The organism is Fibrobacter sp., from assembly GCF_045131395.1.
GTDB lineage: Bacteria > Fibrobacterota > Fibrobacteria > Fibrobacterales > Fibrobacteraceae > Fibrobacter.
The window spans coordinates 1-18,323 of the sequence record NZ_JBGUQY010000006.1 but is presented as its reverse complement, the minus strand read 5'-3'; the positions used below and the strand labels follow the sequence as shown (position 1 = coordinate 18,323).

Annotated in this window: 17 protein-coding genes; 10 read left to right on the top strand and 7 right to left on the bottom strand. The window is 50.7% G+C overall.

Translation table 11 applies throughout. The features are described from left to right. A partial coding sequence (locus ACJMNB_RS04400; protein ID WP_405339380.1) for a hypothetical protein occupies positions 1-227 on the bottom strand: 227 nt, incomplete at its 3' end. 400 nt (positions 228-627) lie between these two features. Here ACJMNB_RS04400 and ACJMNB_RS04395 point away from each other — a divergent pair. The 3 genes from ACJMNB_RS04395 (at position 628) to ACJMNB_RS04385 (ending at position 5,098) form a co-directional block, all read left to right on the top strand. Beyond that, on the top strand, positions 628-2,109 hold the full coding sequence (locus tag ACJMNB_RS04395; protein ID WP_405339378.1) for a hypothetical protein: 1,482 nt from the start codon (positions 628-630) through the stop codon (positions 2,107-2,109). Positions 2,110-2,335: 226 nt separating this feature from the next. Beyond that, positions 2,336-4,003: a hypothetical protein gene (locus ACJMNB_RS04390; RefSeq protein WP_405339376.1), complete on the top strand. Its 1,668-nt coding sequence runs from the start codon at positions 2,336-2,338 to the stop codon at positions 4,001-4,003. 120 nt (positions 4,004-4,123) lie between these two features. Beyond that, the gene (locus ACJMNB_RS04385) at positions 4,124-5,098 is read left to right on the top strand and encodes a GDSL-type esterase/lipase family protein (protein ID WP_405339374.1); all 975 of its coding nucleotides are present in this window, start codon (positions 4,124-4,126) and stop codon (positions 5,096-5,098) included. Here the strand turns inward: ACJMNB_RS04385 and ACJMNB_RS04380 are convergent. Beyond that, on the bottom strand, positions 5,095-6,111 hold the full coding sequence (locus tag ACJMNB_RS04380) for an alpha/beta hydrolase (protein ID WP_405339372.1): 1,017 nt from the start codon (positions 6,109-6,111) through the stop codon (positions 5,095-5,097). The two genes, ACJMNB_RS04385 and ACJMNB_RS04380, sit on opposite strands and share 4 nt — an antisense overlap. A gap of 128 nt (positions 6,112-6,239) precedes the next feature. Here ACJMNB_RS04380 and ACJMNB_RS04375 point away from each other — a divergent pair, with 128 nt between their 5' ends. Further along, a complete protein-coding gene (locus ACJMNB_RS04375) occupies positions 6,240-6,563 on the top strand; it encodes a hypothetical protein (RefSeq protein ID WP_405339370.1) in 324 nt (107 codons plus the stop codon). Here ACJMNB_RS04375 and ACJMNB_RS04370 read toward each other — a convergent pair. Both ACJMNB_RS04370 and ACJMNB_RS04365 read right to left on the bottom strand, forming a co-directional pair. Then, positions 6,560-7,087, bottom strand: coding sequence for a CAP domain-containing protein (locus tag ACJMNB_RS04370; protein WP_405339368.1), 528 nt, complete (start codon positions 7,085-7,087; stop codon positions 6,560-6,562). The genes ACJMNB_RS04375 and ACJMNB_RS04370 overlap by 4 nt on opposite strands. Then, entirely contained in the window at positions 7,080-10,223 is a 3,144-nt protein-coding gene (locus tag ACJMNB_RS04365) for an InlB B-repeat-containing protein (RefSeq protein WP_405339366.1), read from the bottom strand. The genes ACJMNB_RS04370 and ACJMNB_RS04365 overlap by 8 nt, the downstream gene beginning before the upstream one ends. A 79-nt stretch (positions 10,224-10,302) precedes the next feature. Between ACJMNB_RS04365 and ACJMNB_RS04360 the strand changes: the two genes are divergently transcribed. After that, entirely contained in the window at positions 10,303-12,201 is a 1,899-nt protein-coding gene (locus ACJMNB_RS04360) for an ABC-F family ATP-binding cassette domain-containing protein (protein WP_405339364.1), read from the top strand. Positions 12,202-12,216: 15 nt separating this feature from the next. Here the strand turns inward: ACJMNB_RS04360 and ACJMNB_RS04355 are convergent, their stop codons facing one another. Beyond that, positions 12,217-12,609 (bottom strand): co-chaperone GroES, encoded by a 393-nt coding sequence (locus tag ACJMNB_RS04355; protein WP_405339362.1) that lies wholly within the window; start codon positions 12,607-12,609, stop codon positions 12,217-12,219. A gap of 42 nt (positions 12,610-12,651) precedes the next feature. Between ACJMNB_RS04355 and ACJMNB_RS04350 the strand changes: the two genes are divergently transcribed. Further along, a complete protein-coding gene (locus ACJMNB_RS04350; RefSeq protein WP_405339360.1) occupies positions 12,652-13,587 on the top strand; it encodes a hypothetical protein in 936 nt (311 codons plus the stop codon). Here ACJMNB_RS04350 and ACJMNB_RS04345 read toward each other — a convergent pair whose 3' ends face one another. Further along, entirely contained in the window at positions 13,588-14,415 is an 828-nt protein-coding gene (locus ACJMNB_RS04345) for a M23 family metallopeptidase (protein WP_405339358.1), read from the bottom strand. Next, complete coding sequence (locus ACJMNB_RS04340) at positions 14,402-14,683, bottom strand: hypothetical protein (RefSeq protein WP_405339356.1); 282 nt, start codon at positions 14,681-14,683, stop codon at positions 14,402-14,404. The genes ACJMNB_RS04345 and ACJMNB_RS04340 overlap by 14 nt, the downstream gene beginning before the upstream one ends. 63 nt (positions 14,684-14,746) lie before the next feature. Between ACJMNB_RS04340 and ACJMNB_RS04335 the strand changes: the two genes are divergently transcribed. The 4 genes from ACJMNB_RS04335 (at position 14,747) to ACJMNB_RS04320 (ending at position 17,888) form a co-directional block, all read left to right on the top strand. After that, positions 14,747-14,899 carry a hypothetical protein gene (locus ACJMNB_RS04335; RefSeq protein ID WP_405339354.1) on the top strand — a complete coding sequence of 51 codons (153 nt, stop codon included), beginning with the start codon at positions 14,747-14,749 and terminating at the stop codon, positions 14,897-14,899. Beyond that, a complete protein-coding gene (gene dnaN / locus ACJMNB_RS04330) occupies positions 14,900-16,012 on the top strand; it encodes a DNA polymerase III subunit beta (protein WP_405339352.1) in 1,113 nt (370 codons plus the stop codon). 70 nt (positions 16,013-16,082) lie between these two features. Then, positions 16,083-16,805, top strand: a complete 723-nt coding sequence (locus ACJMNB_RS04325) for a tRNA 2-thiocytidine biosynthesis TtcA family protein (RefSeq protein WP_405339350.1) — start codon at positions 16,083-16,085, stop codon at positions 16,803-16,805. A gap of 75 nt (positions 16,806-16,880) precedes the next feature. After that, positions 16,881-17,888 (top strand): hypothetical protein, encoded by a 1,008-nt coding sequence (locus ACJMNB_RS04320; RefSeq protein WP_405339348.1) that lies wholly within the window; start codon positions 16,881-16,883, stop codon positions 17,886-17,888. Positions 17,889-18,323: the final 435 nt, after the last annotated feature.

The window sequence follows — 18,323 nt, the reverse complement described above, 5'->3', positions numbered from 1 at the left end:
TTGCCGTGGTCAACGTGGCCGATGGTGCCGATGTTGCAGTGCGGCTTGCTTCTGTCAAAATGTTCTTTTGCCATTTTTTCCTCTTCTTCAGCAGAAGGTTTATCGCTTCGAATCCTAGGAACGGCGCGGGTTAAACGCATATTCCTGTTATTTCGCAAAGCATAGGAAGCGGTACTTTGCGAATTTTGCCGAACAAATTTAGCAATTTCAAGGAATTTTTCAAGCATTTTTTTTTGCTTTTTAGCCCAAAAACGCAAATTTCGGGCCTTACGGCAGCTATTTTCGAGTTCCCGAGATTGTGGATACAGGACATTTTACGGATTCAAAAAGTGCCGTTTTTAGCGAAATTTCAAAGGTTTAATAATCAACACCTAAATTAATTCCAACTTATCAACATTTTAGAAACATCCATAAGTTCATGCTCCGCAAGCTTTTCAATCTATCAACAACTTTTTTAGTAAAAAGATTTTTACATAACAAAAATTTACATTCAAGAGGCCTTGTAAATTTATCCACACTTTGAGGAACACCCGAGGAACGTTATTATTAATGACTATATATTTTTACTTTGATTCTTTATTTTTTTAGCTATTTTGTGTCCCGGTGTATCGGGAGCATGAGGACCCAATGAAGAAAAAATTTTTTAAGTTCTTGCTAACTGCAGCAGCAGTCGCTTTCATCTGTAACTGTGGAGACGACGTTTTGACGACCGAACCAGATGTGGACTATTCCGCATACGTGGTCACAGAAGCGTCATACGTTTACGACGATTTTTACATTACCGGATCCGGCATCGTATTTGACAAAAGCGGAAACAAGATCGGTACCGCAGACATCGGCGGCGGCATCATTTACGACCTGGAAGGCAACATCCTCGAACAGGGAATCGATTTCGGCGGCCTCACCGTAATCTATCCGCCCGTTGTTACATCTGACGCTTGGGTGCTTTCCGCAGACCAGGTTTACGTCATCTACCCCAACGGCGTTGTAACGGACGCAGCCGGCAATCAAATAGCGACCATCGTTTTCAATACGGATCCGGAAACTGGCGCCCAGACTTCTGTCGGAAACATCGTGGGTCTTGACGGCACCCCGATTTTCAGCGACGTTGATACCAGCAACCTCAAATCTTTCCAAGCAAATTCCTCGCCAAACCCGAATCCCGAAACGAGCAGCAGCGCAAGCGAACCCCCTACTCCCGAAAGTAGCGCAGGGAACAATCCTCCCAATCCGGGCAATTCTTCGGCAGTACAGCCACCCCAGTCATCTAGCGGACAGCAGCCGATAACTTCTTCGAGCTCCACAAAGTCTTCTAGCTCTACAAAATCTAGCAGCTCTTCTGCAAAGTCTTCTAGTTCAGCTAAATCCAGCAGTTCCTCTGCAAAGTCTTCCAGCTCTAACTCTGGCACGAGCTACGTCATCAAATACGTAAGCAACGGCAAGAGCGGTTCTGGCTACGCCACCCGCTATTGGGACTGCTGCAAGCCTCATTGCGCTTGGCCCGAACATGGCGGTTCCGCAACTACTTGCGACGCCCAAGGCAACAAGATTGGAGACAAGAGCGCAGGCAGTATGTGCGACGGCGGTAATGCCGGCATTTGCAGAAGTCAGTTCCCCATCGCTATCAATGATACTTTGGCATTCGCTTTCGCAGCAACACCTGGTGGCGAAAACAACTGCGGCAAATGTTTTGACCTCGTCTTCGATGGCGGATGCAAATACACCCAGACAGCACTCCACCGCGCAATGAAAGGCAAGCATCTTATTGTCATGTCCAACAACGTAGGTTACGACGTGGCAGGCGGCCAGTTCGACGTGATGATTCCGGGTGGCGGATACGGCATCTTCAACGGTTGCTCCCAGCGAATGGGCTGGGGCGATCAAGGCTCACAATACGGTGGTCTCCTCGACCAATGCGAAAAGGAATCCAACTACAAGTCGGACAAGTACAAAAGCTGTCTAACATCCAAATGCGAGAAATCCTTCTCCTCTGACCCCGAAGCCAAGGAAGGATGCCTCTTCCTCGCAAACTGGATGAATGCCGCCGGCAACCTCACCCTCAATTACAAGGAAGTGGAATGCCCGAAGGAACTGGCTGACAGGTACTAATCTCCTGCGACAGATTCTGGCATCATACGAAACTTTTCATCCCGGAAAATTTCCGGGATTTTTTTATTTCCAAAAATTGCAAGTGCCAAATGTGACGTACATCTCGTAAACATATACCTTACAAAATTTTACGTGCATTTTTCCAGTCTTTTATCTATCTTTAAGCGCGGATGGAATTGGAAGGGCTTTCGCAATGAAAGTCTCATTGGTTAATTTGAGGATGTATATGAAACACCAATTCCTAAAATCAGCTCTGATTCTGAGCTCCGTTCTCGCGTTCATGAACTGCTCCGAAGAGGCCGCCAACGCTCTCGACAATCTCGATCCGGCCGCCACCCAGCCCACCGAAAACGATCCCAGCACTGTAACTGCTGAAGAAAGCTGCTATCTCTTTAATGCAGGCCAGGACTTACTGATTTACCCTATCGGCATTGTGACCGACGCTTCGGGCAATGTCATCGGCACATTTGAAAACGGCACCATCACGGGCATAGACGGAAACCCAATTGCCGTAAATATCGATCTCAATGTTCTGCCCTTGACAAGCAGACAGGAATTGAACGCCAGCACTACCCCGGCTTCTTCTGCTACGGCATCGACCCAAAACCCGACTTCTTCCGCAAACACGACGGCAACCACCTCTAGCGAAAGCTCCAGCGTGCCCGGCTCTTCTGCAACGGTCCAGAATCCGACCTCCAGCGCAACAGTCAACCCGACTTCTTCTGACTCCAAGCAGGAAAGCAGCTCCTCTCAGCAACAGCAGACTGTGGGCAACATCACCGTTACCGGAAGCTTGACCCAGACTGTCGCCAAGGGCCAGACAATTTCCCCGATTACCTTCTCGCCCGTAAACGAGAAGCCCAAGGTCGGTAACGACGGTCAATATTGGTTCCTCAAGTTCGAATACGACCAGGGTTCCAAAAAGTTCACCATCAGCGGTGGCGAACAGTTCCAGTATTTCCCGGAAAAGAAAATCAGCCAGCAGTTCACTGTTGACGGACAGTCCTTCACCCTTTCTTTGACTCTCGACGAAAAGGCAACCGCCCAAAGCTCCAACAGCCAACAGCAGGCCAAGTCTTCGAGCAGCCAGCAGCAGCCCAAATCCTCGAGCTCTGTCAGGTCTTCCAGCTCTTCTGCAAAGTCCAGCTCCAGCGTAAAGTCTTCGAGCAGCCAACAGCAGCCGAAGTCCTCGAGCTCCTACAGCCCGCAGGTTTCGACCAACTTCAAGGTAAAAGCCGGTGGCCGTAGCGGCCAAGGCTGGGGTTCTCGCTATTGGGACTGCTGCATGCCTCACTGCGCATGGAGCGGCAATACCAGCAATCCGACCAAGACCTGTAACGCCCAGATGCAGGAAATTGGTGAATCGGGCGGCAGCGTGTGCAGCGGCGGTAGCGGTGGCGTATGCGACATGCAGGCTCCTTGGGCTGCAAACGAGAACCTGGCCTTCGCCTTTGCTGCAGTTCCCGCAGGTCTCGGTGGCGAATGCGGCAAGTGCTTCCTCCTCACCTTCGATGGCAACACTCACAATGGTGGTGCCGGCGCCAATACGTCCGGCCTCAGAGGCAAGCAGATGGTCATCATGGTTTCCAATATCGGTGGCGATGTGCAGTCCAACCAGTTCGACATCATGATTCCGGGTGGCGGCGTTGGTCAGTTTAACGGCTGCGGAAATCAGCTCGGCATTGCTAGCACAGGCGCCCAGTACGGCGGATTTATCACCGACTGTAAGTCTGATCCCAGCTGCGTCAAGCAGAAGTGCTCTGTCTTCAGCAAGTACCCGAAACTCCAGGCTGGTTGCGAATTCTCTGCAACCTGGATGGGTGGCGCCAACAATCCGAGCTTCAAGTTCGAAGAACTGGAAACTTGCCCGTCGGAAATCTCTTCCAAGTGGTAATTTCGATTTAAACCTATATAACGAAAACCGTCGGGAAACCGGCGGTTTTTTAATTATATTGATTAACGGAACTTAGTTGGTAGAAATATGTTTGGTAAAAATCAGTCTAAGGCAAATTATATGGCGACGGCGCTCGCAGCGCTCGTCATGGCAAGTCCATCATTTTCAGTCAATGTGGCCTGTGTCGGCAACAGCATTACCGAAGGTTACGGAATCTGGAGCGAAAAGAAGTACCCGGAACACCTGCAGGAATTGCTAGGCGAAGGCAACACCGCAACAAACTTCGGAGCCAGTTCCATGACCTTTGCCAACAAGGGTGCCGATGACAACATGAGCTACTGGAACAGAGAGCAGTTCAAAAGCGCCCTCGCATCCAACCCGGACATCGTCATTATCGAGCTGGGTACGAACGACAGCAAGTTCTTTACGGACAAATGCATCTGGAACGGCACCGAAAAGTACAACTACAATTTCGGCCAGTACGAAAAGGAAAAACTCTACACCGATTACGAGGCGCTGATCGACACCTTCGCGCACCTCCCCTCCGCTCCCGAAATTTTCGCGACGCTGCAGCCTTACTCGAACAACTGCGACTGGGGAATCATGGACACGGCCATCGTGAACCAGATTAACCCCATTATCAAGGAAACCGCGACAAGGAAAGGCGTGAACATTATCGACCTGCACTCCCTTTTCAAGACCCCCGAATGGTTTCTGGACGATAGCGTCCACCCGAATGCCACCGGCGCCCAGGAACTCGCCAAGATCGTGAACAAGTACATTACCATGGCAAAGCCCGTGATCAAGCAGAACGGGGCAACCTTGCAAGCCGAAGGCAACGCCTATGGTTACCTCTGGTACAAAGACGACAAGCTTATCGATGGCGCAGACAAGCCAACCCTTACGCTTAACGCGATAGGCAAATATAAAGCCCTGGTAAAAGTGGAAAACGACAACGATACCTGGCTTTCAAGCGACGAACTCGAAGTGACCAAGCTGGGCGGCACCACGAAAATCAAAAAACGCACCATCGCCAAACCGAAAGTGCGTAAATTGAATCACAAGGTAGATGTAAAAGGACGTCGCGCCGATTAAAGCCTGGACTCCAGGAATTTGAACATCTTGCTGTAGGCATTATCGCGGACCGGCTTGCGGGAAAGGAACAAGTCGTGAAGCCCGCCCTCGATTTCTTCCAACTCCACGCTGGGCCCGAGATTCCGGCCGTATTCGCGAATCTGTTCTACGTCCAGGACACCGTCGCAATAAGTATATTCGTCGCTCCAGTCGTCATCACGGAAGCTGCATCCGCTGTGCATGACCAAAATCGGTGGCGTAAGGCGCAAGCCTTCCTGGATGCGCACATGTCCCAAATGAATGGCACGGAGCCAGCCGAAATCAATGACAAGACTGCCGGGCACCTTCAGCTTCTCGTCGTAATCCCATTCCCCGAATTCCGACTTGCGCAGACTCTTGTCATAATTCGGGTTTTCACCGCGAGGAATTCCCAGACTCGGTACAACACTTCCGAAGACCGAAAGCACGGGAACCGCAAGGCGACGCAGCGGCCACACGTAATTCATTTCCAGAAACGGGCTATTGAGAACGATTGCAGATATGCCAGCTCCGTTTTCGCGGTCAGCGGCATAAAGGCATGCGATAAGGCCGCCGGTACTATGCCCCAGCAACACCAGCGGAACAGAATCACCTTCTATGCGGCGAATGATGGCAATTGCAGAATCCAATTCGGCATAATATTCCGAAATATCCCTCAATTCGCCCATTTTTTCGCCTTCTCGATAGGATCTGCCGTACTTATGCAAATCGATGGCATAGAAAGAATAGCCAACAGAATCTATCTTTTGCGCCAATTCCTGCTGAAAGAAGTAATCGTTGAATCCGTGAATATAGAGAACGGCTGCTTTAGGAATTCGGAGTGTTACAGAATCTTTTGCCAAATCGAATGGGTAATCGACAAGCGTTGCATGAAAGTTCGCCGCCTCGAACTCATGCATTCTAAAGGGTTCCCCGAGCATCTTATCGGGTGACCAGGCTATATCCTTTGCAAAAAGGATCGATGCTAATATTAGAACGATACTACACCATTTCATACGGTAAGGCAATATAATTTTTTGTATTCGCGGTTATTCATATTTTTTTCCTACAAGCACTCTTTTTTCTTAAAATACGCAAACTATAGTTGGCGTGTTTTTTAGGACTTCGTTTTTAAAATTGAAATATGTTCGATGACGAAGTCCATAAGAATGCAATGAAAGAGTTTATCGCTTTCTTAAGGACCCTTAACACCCAGAAGAACATTGCCTTTTTTAGCGACGTTTCCAGGGAATACATAAGGCACCTCGGAAAAGGCGAAAAAATCCCCACCATAAGGGTGTTTTTCAACATTATCGAAGCCGCCGGAATGGACCTCAAAGAAGGCCTTAACCTCTACATCGACTACCTCCAGAAACAAAAAATGGCCCTTGCCGCTGACCGGAACAAGGGTCTGGAATATATCCAGAAGTTAAAGGCGGGAAAAATCCGCCCCAAGAAAACGCCCTAGAAGAAGTCTACGTTGAACCACCCCGTCTTGCCATCGGCAGACAACGCAATTCCACAAGCGACCTTGGTGTAGCTTGTGTTTTTCATATTCAGGTAGTGACCGATTTGGGTATATTCCGTAACACCCTTTTCGGCCTTGGCCTTCTCATCTTCCCACATCATCTTGAGGTAGTATTCGGCAACGGCAGAGGCATTCTTCTGGAAGCTACCGTTAAAATTCGGCCCGCTGTTCTGTGCGAATTCGCCACAATCGCCAAAATGACCATGAGGCGAATTCGATTTAAGGTCGGCGGCGGACTGCTTGTCGGCGCAGGTCTGTTTTTCTTCGGAAGCGAGCGTAAGCGGTTTCAGGTCTTCGGTAGCGCGGTACTCGTTGATTTTGGCGAGGCAGTCTTCGCGCCAGCCTTCGTTAATAAAACCGGAATCATCGACAGACGTTCCTGCATCCGTCGCATTCGAGCCCGAAGAATCATCGGAACAAGCCATAAGGGCAAGGAACAGGGCTAGAGAAATTTTTTTAATCATATAGAGAAACCTTTTGCACCTCACGGCCTATACGGACCAAGTAGGCGCCTGAATGTGGCATAACCAAATTGAAATTAGCGGCACCGACACGCCCCTGCATAATGACGCCGCCCTGCAAATCGAGAACAGCGTAGGCAGCGCCCACACGGGCGTGAGCAACCTGTATGCTGCGGCCAGCAGCGGTGAGCGAGAATTGCGGCACATGGTCCATGGTGGCAATAGCATCCTTGCCCTTGCTGGAGCTGGATTTGCCATCTGCGGAACTGCTGGACTTGGCGGTACTGCTGCTAGACTTCGCCTCGCTAGAACTAGACTTAGCCACACTGGAGCTCGATGCCTCGGAGCTGGATGACGCAACGCTGGAACTGCTCGGGATAGACTGCCATCTCGGCGATACAGCCTGGTCCTCGGATACTGTCGCGGGAATTTCGGTCACAATGTCATCACCCCATTTCCAGCCTGCAAAGGAATAACCATATCTCGAAGGCGTCGGCAACGGCAGTACCTGTCCGGGCGTATAGAAAAGGACATTGCTCGGCAATTCGACATACCCTGTCACATACAGCAGAACAAGATTTCGCGTTTCATCTAGTGAGAATACTGGATATTCATCTCCCTGAATCCAGTTGTCGCCCCTGACACCGCCCGCGACCTCTGCACCGGTAGAATCCTTTAGTACATAGTCATGCAGCGCCTTTGTCACAGTTCCATCTTCAAAAGCCGCCGCCTTGACAGGAGTACCGATACTGTCTTCAGGCAGCGTTCCGTCCAAATAGAAGTTGTTTTCAAAAGTGACTTCACTATCATACATTTTTGCAGGCCAGTCGCCGATAACCCTACCCTTGCTGTAATTGTTAAGGACAAAAGAGCGATCAGGCCTACATGTTTCATTTAAACACTTTCCCATATTACCTACATAATAAGCCCCGATTAGCCCACCATATCTGCCCTTAGTTTCTATGTTGGCGACATTGTAATTATTCGCAATGAAGAAGTTGCCCGCCACTTCCCCTACCAGTCCTCCGACAGGTCCTACGACGACAAATCCTTCTACAGGGGGCCTCACGCTGACAATGCTGCCTTCATTGTAATTCTGCACAAGGACTGTAAATTCGTCAACGTGACCAACAATACCACCAACATCCGATGATGTAGTATGAATGAGACCCCGATGGCTGCTGTTTCTTATAATCAGCAAGTTATGTGCTTCCGAGACTAGACCACCAACAGCTCCACCTCTTGCATAAATAGCGCCATCGAAATGCGTATTTTCAATTTCCATAATTGTAGTGGAATTAGTATTGCTGCAAATAATTCCACCAGCATCATAATCATTTGAAATAAAGGAGTCCTTGACCTTTAAATTACGGATGGCAATATACCTTGAGGTATACCTGGGATTGGCATCAGAAAACACCCCTCCTGAACCTTCTCCGGAACCTTCTATATAAAGCCCAGAAATCGTGTGGCCCTGACCATCGAAATAGCCTTTGTAAAATGCAATCGGTTTCCAAGGCAGAAAATCACGCATCCTTGCGCTATCGAGCGTACCGTCGCGCTTCAAGACATTCTCATTGACAACGATATCCTTCGTCAGCTTGCCACAAGCTTTATCCAGGCGTTCTTTCTCATTGTATTTTCCCGTGGCAAACGAGCCGTCCACAAGTGCCGAAAATCCATAAAGCTCCTCGGCATCCGAAATGATGTAGCAGCTGTCCGCAGGGTCTATCGCCGGTCTCTTGTATTCGTACCACTTCGCATAGAACTCCTTGTCGCCCTTATCACTCGTCGTAATGGAGTCGACTGGATTCCCCGTCAATTCTTCGTTGTCGTACCAACCTAAAAAGAGGCTGCTATCACGCGTATAACGATAATAAAGACTGCTCCCAATACCACCTAGATAGCAATCTACAGAATCTGTCACTATGATTGCATCTTGATTCCCCTTGGTCGGATTACCGCACGCATAATAAGACCCAGACCCCTCCTTCACGCCTCCATTGGAATGATAAGTCACCTTGTAGCGGGTATACATCTTCGCCCAGTATTCAAGGTCACCCGTCATTGTATTGGAAATTGCCGTATCGTTTTCTCCGCTAAATTCGGCATCCCTATACCAACCGCCAAAAATCAGGTTTCCCTTGGAGGTTCCCTTGGGAAGCATCGTCGTGAGGCCGGCAACATAATTATCGAAATATTTCGCCGTATCGCCATCGAAGGTATGGAATTCAACCGTATACCTGCCCGCAATAGAATTCTTGAGCTCTCCCGAAAAAACAGGATAGGGATCCTCGCCAACGTTCTGCCCCCAAATGGAGCCTTCCGTATTTTCTCTCAATAGAAAAGTCAACGCACCATTAAAGAACGCAACCGTATCCATCATAGTCCCATAATCGACGTATCTAGAGGAACTCAGCTTTATCGCATAACTATTGGTGACCTTGATTGATTCATTCCGACTAGATGTATAGCCTAGCAATTGGGAATAATAATCATATTCGCTATTTACAAGTTTTGCTGCGCTATAGCAGTTTGTCAAGGTCAATGATGCATTGTCACTTACATAGCCCACGACACCTGCAATATACGAAGTGCTCTTCGTAGACTTGATGGTGGAGAGCGTATAGAAATTGGTTATTTGGGTCTCGCCCTCCCCATAGACAGAACCTACAAGAACGCCAAGACTTGTCGTCGATGAAAAGTACGAATCGAGTATTCCCAAATCTCGGACAACAGCAACAGAATTCTCCGGAGACTTGATCGAGCGGAAAAGGCCCGCATCGTCAAGCGAATACAGTCCCGAAATCGTGTGACCGTTCCCGTAGAACTTTCCCGCAAAGTCAACCATCGGTTTCCACACGGCAAGGGTCTCGGCGCTATCGCTGTTGAGCCAGCCCTTCTCATTCAGGAGATTTTCGTTTACAACGATATCCCTCATGAGTTTGCCGCAGACAGATGTATTTGCCGCAATAGAATCGTGTCCATTTACGATTTGGGCAAAACCATAAAGTTCTCTTGTGGTCAAAATCTGGTAACACCCATCAAGCCCTTGCGACGGAACAGCCGGATCAATTTCTTTAGCGCCGACAATGGCAACAAGCATTAAAGCTAAAACGGAGATTCTTTTCAAGGACATGATTCCTCCTTCTACTTTTCTCTCTCAAAATAATAAAATATCTCCTACAAATAGAATATGCATTTCTAAATTTTACCCCGTGATTCAAATTCAGAACGTTTCGAAATCCTTTGGCGTGCAGGTCCTTCTGGACGGCGCCTCTATGCTTGTAGGCGACCACGAACGCGTGGGACTTGTGGGCCGCAACGGTTGCGGTAAATCGACCCTTTTCAAGATGATTCTTGGCCAGGAATGCATCGATGGCGGAAGCATCGACATTCCCAAGAAATACACCCTGGGTTACTTGCAGCAACACCTGAACTTTACGCACGCTACGGTACACGAAGAAGCCTGCAGCGTGCTCAAGCCCAATGAAGACGGCTGGATCGAAGAACACAAGGTAGAAGCCATTCTGTTCGGTCTGGGTTTCGACGAAGAATCCATGCACAAGAGCCCCTCGCTCCTTTCGGGCGGTTTCCAGATTCGCTTGAACCTCGCGAAGGTTTTGGCTTCTGAACCCGACATGCTCTTGCTCGACGAACCGACCAACTACCTGGACATTGTGTCGATGCGCTGGCTCAGCCGCTTTTTGCGCAGCTGGAAGGGCGAAGTCCTTTTGATTACCCACGACCACCATTTTATGGACGAGGTCTGCACTCACACGGTGGGCATTCACCGCCACAAGATGCGCAAGGTCAAAGGCACCGTAGAAAAGCTCCGCGAAACCATCGCCGAAGAAGAAGAAGTCGCCCAGCGCACGCAAGAAAACGAGGCGAAGAAGAAAGCCCAGCTGGAACAGGTTATCGAGCGATTCCGCTACAAGGCCGCTAAGGCCGCCATGGTGCAGTCCAAGATCAAGGCTGCAGCAAAGCTTGCCACCGGCGAGCGCCTCACCCACGAACGCAACCTAGATTTTAGCTTTACCGAAGCCGGATTCCCCGGCAAGCGCATGCTGCAAATAAAGGAACTCTCCTTCGCCTACCCGAACCGCGCCGAAGACGGTACCGTACAGGGAATGGGACCGGAACTCATTACCGACCTCACCATGGAAGTCTTCAAGGGCGACCGCATCGCCATCATTGGCCCCAACGGTCGCGGTAAAACGACGCTCTTGAACTTGATTGCAAAGGAACTCACGCCCACCGCCGGCGAAATCAGCCACAATCCGAATTTGCAAATCAACTATTTCGGCCAGACGAATATCAACCGCCTGAACCTCGACAACACCGTTGAAGAAGAAATCGCCTCGGCAATTGAAGAAGTAGCACAGAAGAGCCGCGCCCGCGGACTTGCAGGCCTCATGATGTTCAGCGGTGATGCCGCCCTCAAAAAGGTGAAGGTGTTAAGCGGTGGCGAACGCAGCCGCGTGCTCCTCGGAAAGATTCTTGCAAGCCCCTGCAATATGCTACTGCTTGACGAACCGACGAACCACTTGGACATGGAATCCATCGAAAGCCTGATCGATGCCCTCGAAGATTACGAAGGCACGGCCATGGTGGTGACCCATGACGAAGAACTGTTACACGCCTTTGCCACAAGGCTCGTGGTATTCGATGGCGGCAAGTGCCGCGTATTCGAAGGCACCTACGCCGACTTCTTGGAGAAGGTGGGCTGGGCATCTGAAAAGAAACCGGGCGGTTCTGAATCTGCCAATATCAAGGTTTCAAACATTGACGTGAAAACGGATGCTCCCACCAGTGCTCCCCGCGTCAAGGAAGACCGCAAGGCTCGTGCCGACTACATTGCCGAACGCAGCAAGGTCATCAAGCCCTTGGAAAAGCAACTCGCAAAGCTCGAAGAAGACATCGCAAAGGCCGAAGCCTTGGGCGGCGAGCTGGAAGCCAAACTCGTGACCGCCTCGGAAAGTGGCGACGGCAATGCAATCACGGCAATCGCAAAAGACATGGACGACAACAAGAAGAAAGTCGACCAGCTTTACGAAGATTGGGAGCGTGTGAGCGCCGAGCTCGAAGCTGCCAAGGATAAATGGAAGTTGTAGAGACCGTTCGCCGGTTTATAGATTTTCTATTCCAGAAACATCGTCAGGAACGTCTTGACGCATGACCATGAGCACGGCGTTCTGCGAGATGATGACGTAGGTTTCGCCGTCAATTTCAATCTCATGACCGTTGGCATGCAGGTACAGGGCTTCGTCGCCTTCTTTGACCTGCAGCGGCAAGTACTTGACTTCGTCGGGTGATTCCCCGCGGAATACAGCGTCGCTATCCTGCGTCACAGGGAGCGGATACCCCGGCCCCACCTTGACCACTATACCTGTATGCACGGCATCGTGTTCGCGAACGCTCGGGGGCAAATAAAGTCCGCTCCCGGTCTTGTTCGATGCTTCAAGGGGCTTAATCAAGATTCGGTCACCAATGACCACAATATTCTTCAAGGGATCCAGCATACCCCAAAGATAGAATTTGCGCGCTTTGCTATAATGTAATCCGTGATATTCGTTATCCTGTGGACAATCATTTTCGCCTTCCTGGCCGTTTACCTTGGGAAAAGTCCCAGGGTACGTAGCTGGCTTAAATTGATTTTCAAGGCCCCCAGGGTTTGGCGCACCATTATCGGCTCTGTCGCACTGGTTTTAGCCATTGTCATTACCTACCTCATGGTCCCCAAGGCCGCAGAAACGAACATTGATGAAAGAAGCCTTTTCGAAGACTACGCTGCCATCGCCGTCATGAAGCTGGATTCCCTGCAGGTTCTCAAGGTCGACAACGACTGCAACATGCAGCACCCGGAACCGGAACTCGCCTACGTGCTCCCGCTAATTATTGGTGCCTATAACGAGATTGTGGACAAGCCCACCATCCCCGTGGTAACGCGACTGGACGACACGCTCTACCTGGCCATGAAAGGCTACAAGCAATTCAAAAACAGGGGCATCCGCCTCAATAAACTTCTTCAGAAAAAACTCGGCCAGCGCTACAAGACACAGATCGTGAGCGAAGGTTCAAACCACACACTCATCGTGACTTACAAGGGCGAACCCTGGGACACCGAACAGCTGATGGCCCTCCCCGTCATGGAAGCAGCCCAAATCAACAAACTGGACCCCGCCCTGCTAATGTCGCTGATCCTGCACGTTTCCAACTTCAATTTCAACTTCCGCGGTCAAAAGGATTCCAAGGGACTTCTCGCCCTCAAGGAGGGCGAAGGCCTCGAACAAGTCTTCATGGGAGCAGAACGCCTGGGGAAAATGCTTCAGGTGGGAGTGAGCCAGGAAAATGCCGTAGCCACCTTCTACCCCGATCCCGAAATCAATTCCAAGCCCGAAAACTGGAGCAAGTCTCCCCTTACCAAAAGCTGGGTCGACCAGGTGCTTTCTGACGTGGAATTCTACCACGCCAACGGTCTAACCCATTTTGGCAAATAATTACTTGGTCAGGTAAAAACTTTCCGGATTGATGGAGATACCGTCAATTCGGATTTCGTAATGCAGGCCGATGCTGGACTGGGTACCGCTCTCGCCAATCAAGGCGATGGGCTGCCCGCGACGAACTTGCTCGCCCTGCCTAACCAGGGCCTGCCCCAGGTGGGCATAGAACGAACGCACGTCATGGCTATGGTCAATCTTTACCGCAAGCCCGAAACCGCGATGCTTGCGCACCTCGATGACAGACCCGGCACCCGTCGCATAGACGGTATCGCCTTCGGCCGCCACGTAGTCAATTCCCCTGTGGGGAAGTTCGCTATCCGTAAAGGGGTCGTAGACCATCTCAAAGCGCTTTTTCACGGCATGGTTATTTTTCATGGGGTGCAGCACCGGAATCTTTTCGGCAAGCGCAGAATCGCTTTCCAGGGCAGTAAGCAGCTTCTTGAAGGAACTTTCGACTTCGTTTACGCTCTTACGCTTTTGCATAATCGAATCGTCCATGGCCGCGGCATCCAGCACAAAACCGAGACCACCCACCTTCAGGGTACTGTCGCGGAGGGCGCGGGTTTCTTCGGCTTTTAAAATCGATTCGTCCACCGAGGCGCGGATTTCCTTGAGTTCCTTTTTAATGGCCGCATTCTGCCTGTAGACATTCGTGACATTTCCGCTAGTTATGTTGTCTAAAATCTGCACCGGCGAAAACAAGATAAACCCAAAGATGGCAGCCACCACGGCCACCACGGCAACTACGGCACCAATAAAGGAAAACTGGTAGCTTTTACCCGACGTAGTCTTGGTCGGGAATACGTGAACCTCAAGCTTCTTCACTTTCAGACCCGGAGTTATCGATTCGCTTGCGCAGCGATTCTATGACACGTTTTTCTTCTTCGATGGCACCCAGGAGCTCCACCACGGAAGGATCGTCCTTGATGGTATTCAGGAGGTCGTCACGAACGGCTCCGTGGAGCTTTTGGCCAAGTGCCTGGAAACGTTTTTTGAGCTTGGATTCCTCGTTTGCAAGCTCTACCCGCAAAAGAGCGGTCGACGCATAATTCAGCGCCTTGTTTTTTAACTTATTTAGCGTTTTTTCAGCCATGGTTAATTCCTTTTGTCCGTAAAAAAATTAGTTTTTTACGCGGTAATAAAATGGAGATATTCTATGAGCCGTAGCGATCGTAGACGCGCAAAACAAAATGCGAAGCAATTTACACCCAAAAAGGCCAATGCCCTGGACCCGAAGATTATTGTAGTCCTCGGCGCTCTTGCCGTTATCTTCTTTGTTGGAACCATGCTTATCCAAAGAGGCGCATAAATGAAGTTCAATATCAAAAAATCCGTATTGCAGGAAGCGCTCCAGATCGCTATCAGCGCCATCCCCAATAAGTCCACCCTGCAGATCCTTAACGACTATTCGCTGCGTCTCGAAGGCAACACTCTCGAAATTTGCGCTACCGACTTGAACCTCGGTGTGAGGATTAAGCTCGAAGTCGAAGGCGAACGCGATGGCGAAGCCCTGATCAACGCCCGCAAGTTCTCCGACCTGGTGAAGGCACTCGTCCCCAGCTGCGAATCCGTGAGCATTGACGTGCAGGATCACTTGACCCGCATCAAGTGGAGCGAAAAGGGCCAGGCCTCCATTACGAGTTTCGACGCCAGCGACTTCCCTCCGTTCCCCGAAGTCGAAGGCAACACCCTTACCCTTGCTGCCAGCGAACTTGCATTCCTGGTCGAAAAGACCGCATTTGCCGTCTCTACCGATAACACCCGCCAGAACTTGAACGGCGTGTTCATGGAAGCCAAGGACGGCAAGATTTCCATGGTCGCTACCGACGGTCACCGCATGGGCCGCGCAAGCATTGACCAGGAAGGCGCAAACCTCGAATCCGGCGTCATCGTGCTCCCGAAGGTTCTGCAGCTCGTGCTCCGCCTCGCCAAGAACGAAGACTCCGTCGAAATCTGCACCACCGAAACCCACGTACTGTTCCGCATCGGCGCAACGCAGATTATCTCCAAGCTTATCGAAGGTCCGTATCCGAACTACCGCGCCGTGATTCCGCAGAATTTCGAACGCACCGTTCAGGCTAACGCTACCGAACTGTTGGACAAGGTCCACTGTATCTTGCCCATGGCCAATCCGCGTACGCACCAGATCCGTTTCCAGATGGACGGCAACAACATGGAACTTTCCGCTACCGACCCGGATGTCGGTGGCGAAACCCGCGAAGCTCTGGCTGTGACCCACAATGGCGAAGGCAGCTTCAGCATCGGCTTCGACGGCCGTTACTTCTACGAAATCCTCAGCATGTGCAAGAGCGAAGAAGTGGTGCTCAAGATGAACACTCCGATCGGCGCTTGCATCATCGAACCTGTTGGCGACGACATGGGCTTCAGCTTCTTGCTGATGCCGCTCCGCCTTGCCGACTAAGGATTGGACGAATTACAAACAAATTAAAAACGGGGCGTCGCGAAAGCGAGCCCCTTTTTAGACGGGAAAAATGGCCAACGCAATCCGCAAACGTATCAGCAAGAAAATCACCAAGGCCCTGCATGACTTCAACTTGATTGAAGACGGTGACAAGGTGCTTATCGCCGTGAGCGGCGGTAAGGATTCCAGCGTACTGCTGATGGAACTTGCAAGTCGCATGGGAAAGTTCTTGCCCAATTGCGAAATCGGGGCCATACACATCCAGAGCGACTTTGCCGACAAGGCCCCGCGGGAATTCCTGCAGCGCATGGCGGAAGAATATCCGCAGATTCCCTTCTATTTCAAGGACGTGGCCGTAGAAGGCCGCCTCAAGGAAGGCCGCAAGCTCAACTGCTACTGGTGCAGCACGCAGCGCCGTACCGAGCTTATCAAGTTCGCACGCGAAAACGGATACAACAAGATTGCGCTGGGCCACCACATGGATGACATCGTAGAGACACTCCTGATGAACATGCTGTACAAGGGTGAATTTAGCGGCATGCCGCCCATGGTGCCTTACGAGAAATACCCCTGTAGCATTATCCGCCCGCTGTGCTATTGCGAAGAATCCGAAATCATCGAGTACGCCGAAGATGCCGACATCCGCAAGTTCACTTGTACCTGCGAATTCTCGAAAGCATCTCACCGCAAATCCATCCGCGAAGAAATCAAGAGCCTCACCAAGGGAAACTCTACCCTGAAGGCCAACCTCTTCGAAAGCATGCGGAATATCCGCATGGATTACTTGCTCTAGCCGATCGGGCACCAGAAAAAAATTCTATTATGCACTTATCAAAGCGCAATGCAAATGTTTTTATAAGAGGGTAAAATGCAATTGGATACATCGAACATCCCCAGCTACTATAGCCGACTGGTCATGGCCAAGAACCAGGGACACTTTTCCATTGCACGCGCACTGCTCAATATTATCGAGAACGCACCCGCCCCGGATACTTCTACCCCGGCAGGCCTCAAGGCCTTTGAAAAGATTTCTCAGGCCAAGGGACACGCCCAGGCCATAAACGATGGCGTCGATTCTACCGCCGTTCCGCCTGCAGGGGAAGTCGAAGAATGGGTCGGCTACGCCGTACAGAACCCGCCCATTACCAAGCAGCTGGCCCTGGCCCTCGCCCACTATTTTAGACAAGCTAACGCCTACGATTCCTGCTACCAAATGTACCAGAAGGCAAACGAATTTGAAATCGGCGATACGACCGCTTTCGAAAGCGCCGCCCTGCAGGAAGCCTCCAATGGCAACATGGCAAACGAATTCGGCCAGCTCTGCGAAAACGCAGGCGACTACGCCCGCGCCGCTGAATGGTACAAGAAAGCCAAGGCCGCAGGCTGCACAAGCGCAAACGAATCCCTGGAGCGTATGAACGCCCTTTACGGCATGGCACGCTATTACGCCCCCTGGCTCAAGATTGCAACCGCAACGGGCCGCAAGGGCCTCGCAGAAGCCATCCAGAACATCGTAAAATCCGATCCTAAACTTTCTACGGCAATGGTGGAAGAAATCAACGTGGCGGAATCGGCAGTGCCGCCCTGCTACGAGGAAATCGAATACTGGGAACAGGAATTCGAACGTTTCGCCAAGTTCAGCGACAGTGACAACGCGGCCTTTGCCGGCCTCTATGTCGCTATCGGAAACATTCTGGAACGCGCACACATCTACAATCTGGCTCTGCGCTGGTACAAAAAAGCCGTCGTGAATCACCCAACGGCTAACCAAGATGCGCACCGCATGCTTCCGCTTAAGAGCAAGTCTGAGCCCATGCGCGAGGCAGAAGATATATACGACAGCCAGAGCTCTATTCCGGCCCTCTGGAAGGCTTAAAAAAGCCTTTGGCTGTGTTTAGCCGCCCACAAAAAGCAGCACAATACTGGACACAAAAATTAGGACGCCCCATATGGTTTCGACAATGGGACTGAACTTCCTGATTTTAATTTCATTCTTATCCATAACACAACCTCACATACCAACGGGTTCGCAGAATCGCGGGCCTCACGTATATCAAATTATAAATCGGACGCCGCAATAAAACAGGGTCTGTGAAAATTGCAATGGACAGTTTGTCAAAGTTCCAGATTGGAATATTCCATCTTGTATTAATTTGTAAGTAAAATAGTATATCCGCGCAAGCGGCAGATAACAAAAAAGCCCCCAGCGAGGTTTACCTCGTTGGGGGCGTGAATCCAGCAGCGACCTACTCTCCCGGGCCCGTAGGCCAGGTACCATCGGCGATGAGGGGCTTGACTTCCGTGTTCGGAA

Excerpts from the sequence above, each read along its gene's own strand:
- ACJMNB_RS04390 (WP_405339376.1), top strand. The coding sequence starts at position 2,336 with ATGAAACACCAATTCCTAAAATCAGCTCTGATTCTGAGCTCCGTTCTC.
- ACJMNB_RS04370 (WP_405339368.1), bottom strand. The coding sequence starts at position 7,087 with ATGATTAAAAAAATTTCTCTAGCCCTGTTCCTTGCCCTTATGGCTTGT.
- ACJMNB_RS04325 (WP_405339350.1), top strand. The coding sequence starts at position 16,083 with ATGGCCAACGCAATCCGCAAACGTATCAGCAAGAAAATCACCAAGGCC.
- ACJMNB_RS04340 (WP_405339356.1), bottom strand. The coding sequence starts at position 14,683 with ATGGCTGAAAAAACGCTAAATAAGTTAAAAAACAAGGCGCTGAATTAT.
- ACJMNB_RS04365 (WP_405339366.1), bottom strand. The coding sequence starts at position 10,223 with ATGTCCTTGAAAAGAATCTCCGTTTTAGCTTTAATGCTTGTTGCCATT.
- ACJMNB_RS04355 (WP_405339362.1), bottom strand. The coding sequence starts at position 12,609 with ATGCTGGATCCCTTGAAGAATATTGTGGTCATTGGTGACCGAATCTTG.
- ACJMNB_RS04380 (WP_405339372.1), bottom strand. The coding sequence starts at position 6,111 with ATGAAATGGTGTAGTATCGTTCTAATATTAGCATCGATCCTTTTTGCA.
- ACJMNB_RS04335 (WP_405339354.1), top strand. The coding sequence starts at position 14,747 with ATGAGCCGTAGCGATCGTAGACGCGCAAAACAAAATGCGAAGCAATTT.
- ACJMNB_RS04375 (WP_405339370.1), top strand. The coding sequence starts at position 6,240 with ATGTTCGATGACGAAGTCCATAAGAATGCAATGAAAGAGTTTATCGCT.
- ACJMNB_RS04320 (WP_405339348.1), top strand. The coding sequence starts at position 16,881 with ATGCAATTGGATACATCGAACATCCCCAGCTACTATAGCCGACTGGTC.
- ACJMNB_RS04385 (WP_405339374.1), top strand. The coding sequence starts at position 4,124 with ATGGCGACGGCGCTCGCAGCGCTCGTCATGGCAAGTCCATCATTTTCA.
- ACJMNB_RS04395 (WP_405339378.1), top strand. The coding sequence starts at position 628 with ATGAAGAAAAAATTTTTTAAGTTCTTGCTAACTGCAGCAGCAGTCGCT.
- dnaN (WP_405339352.1), top strand. The coding sequence starts at position 14,900 with ATGAAGTTCAATATCAAAAAATCCGTATTGCAGGAAGCGCTCCAGATC.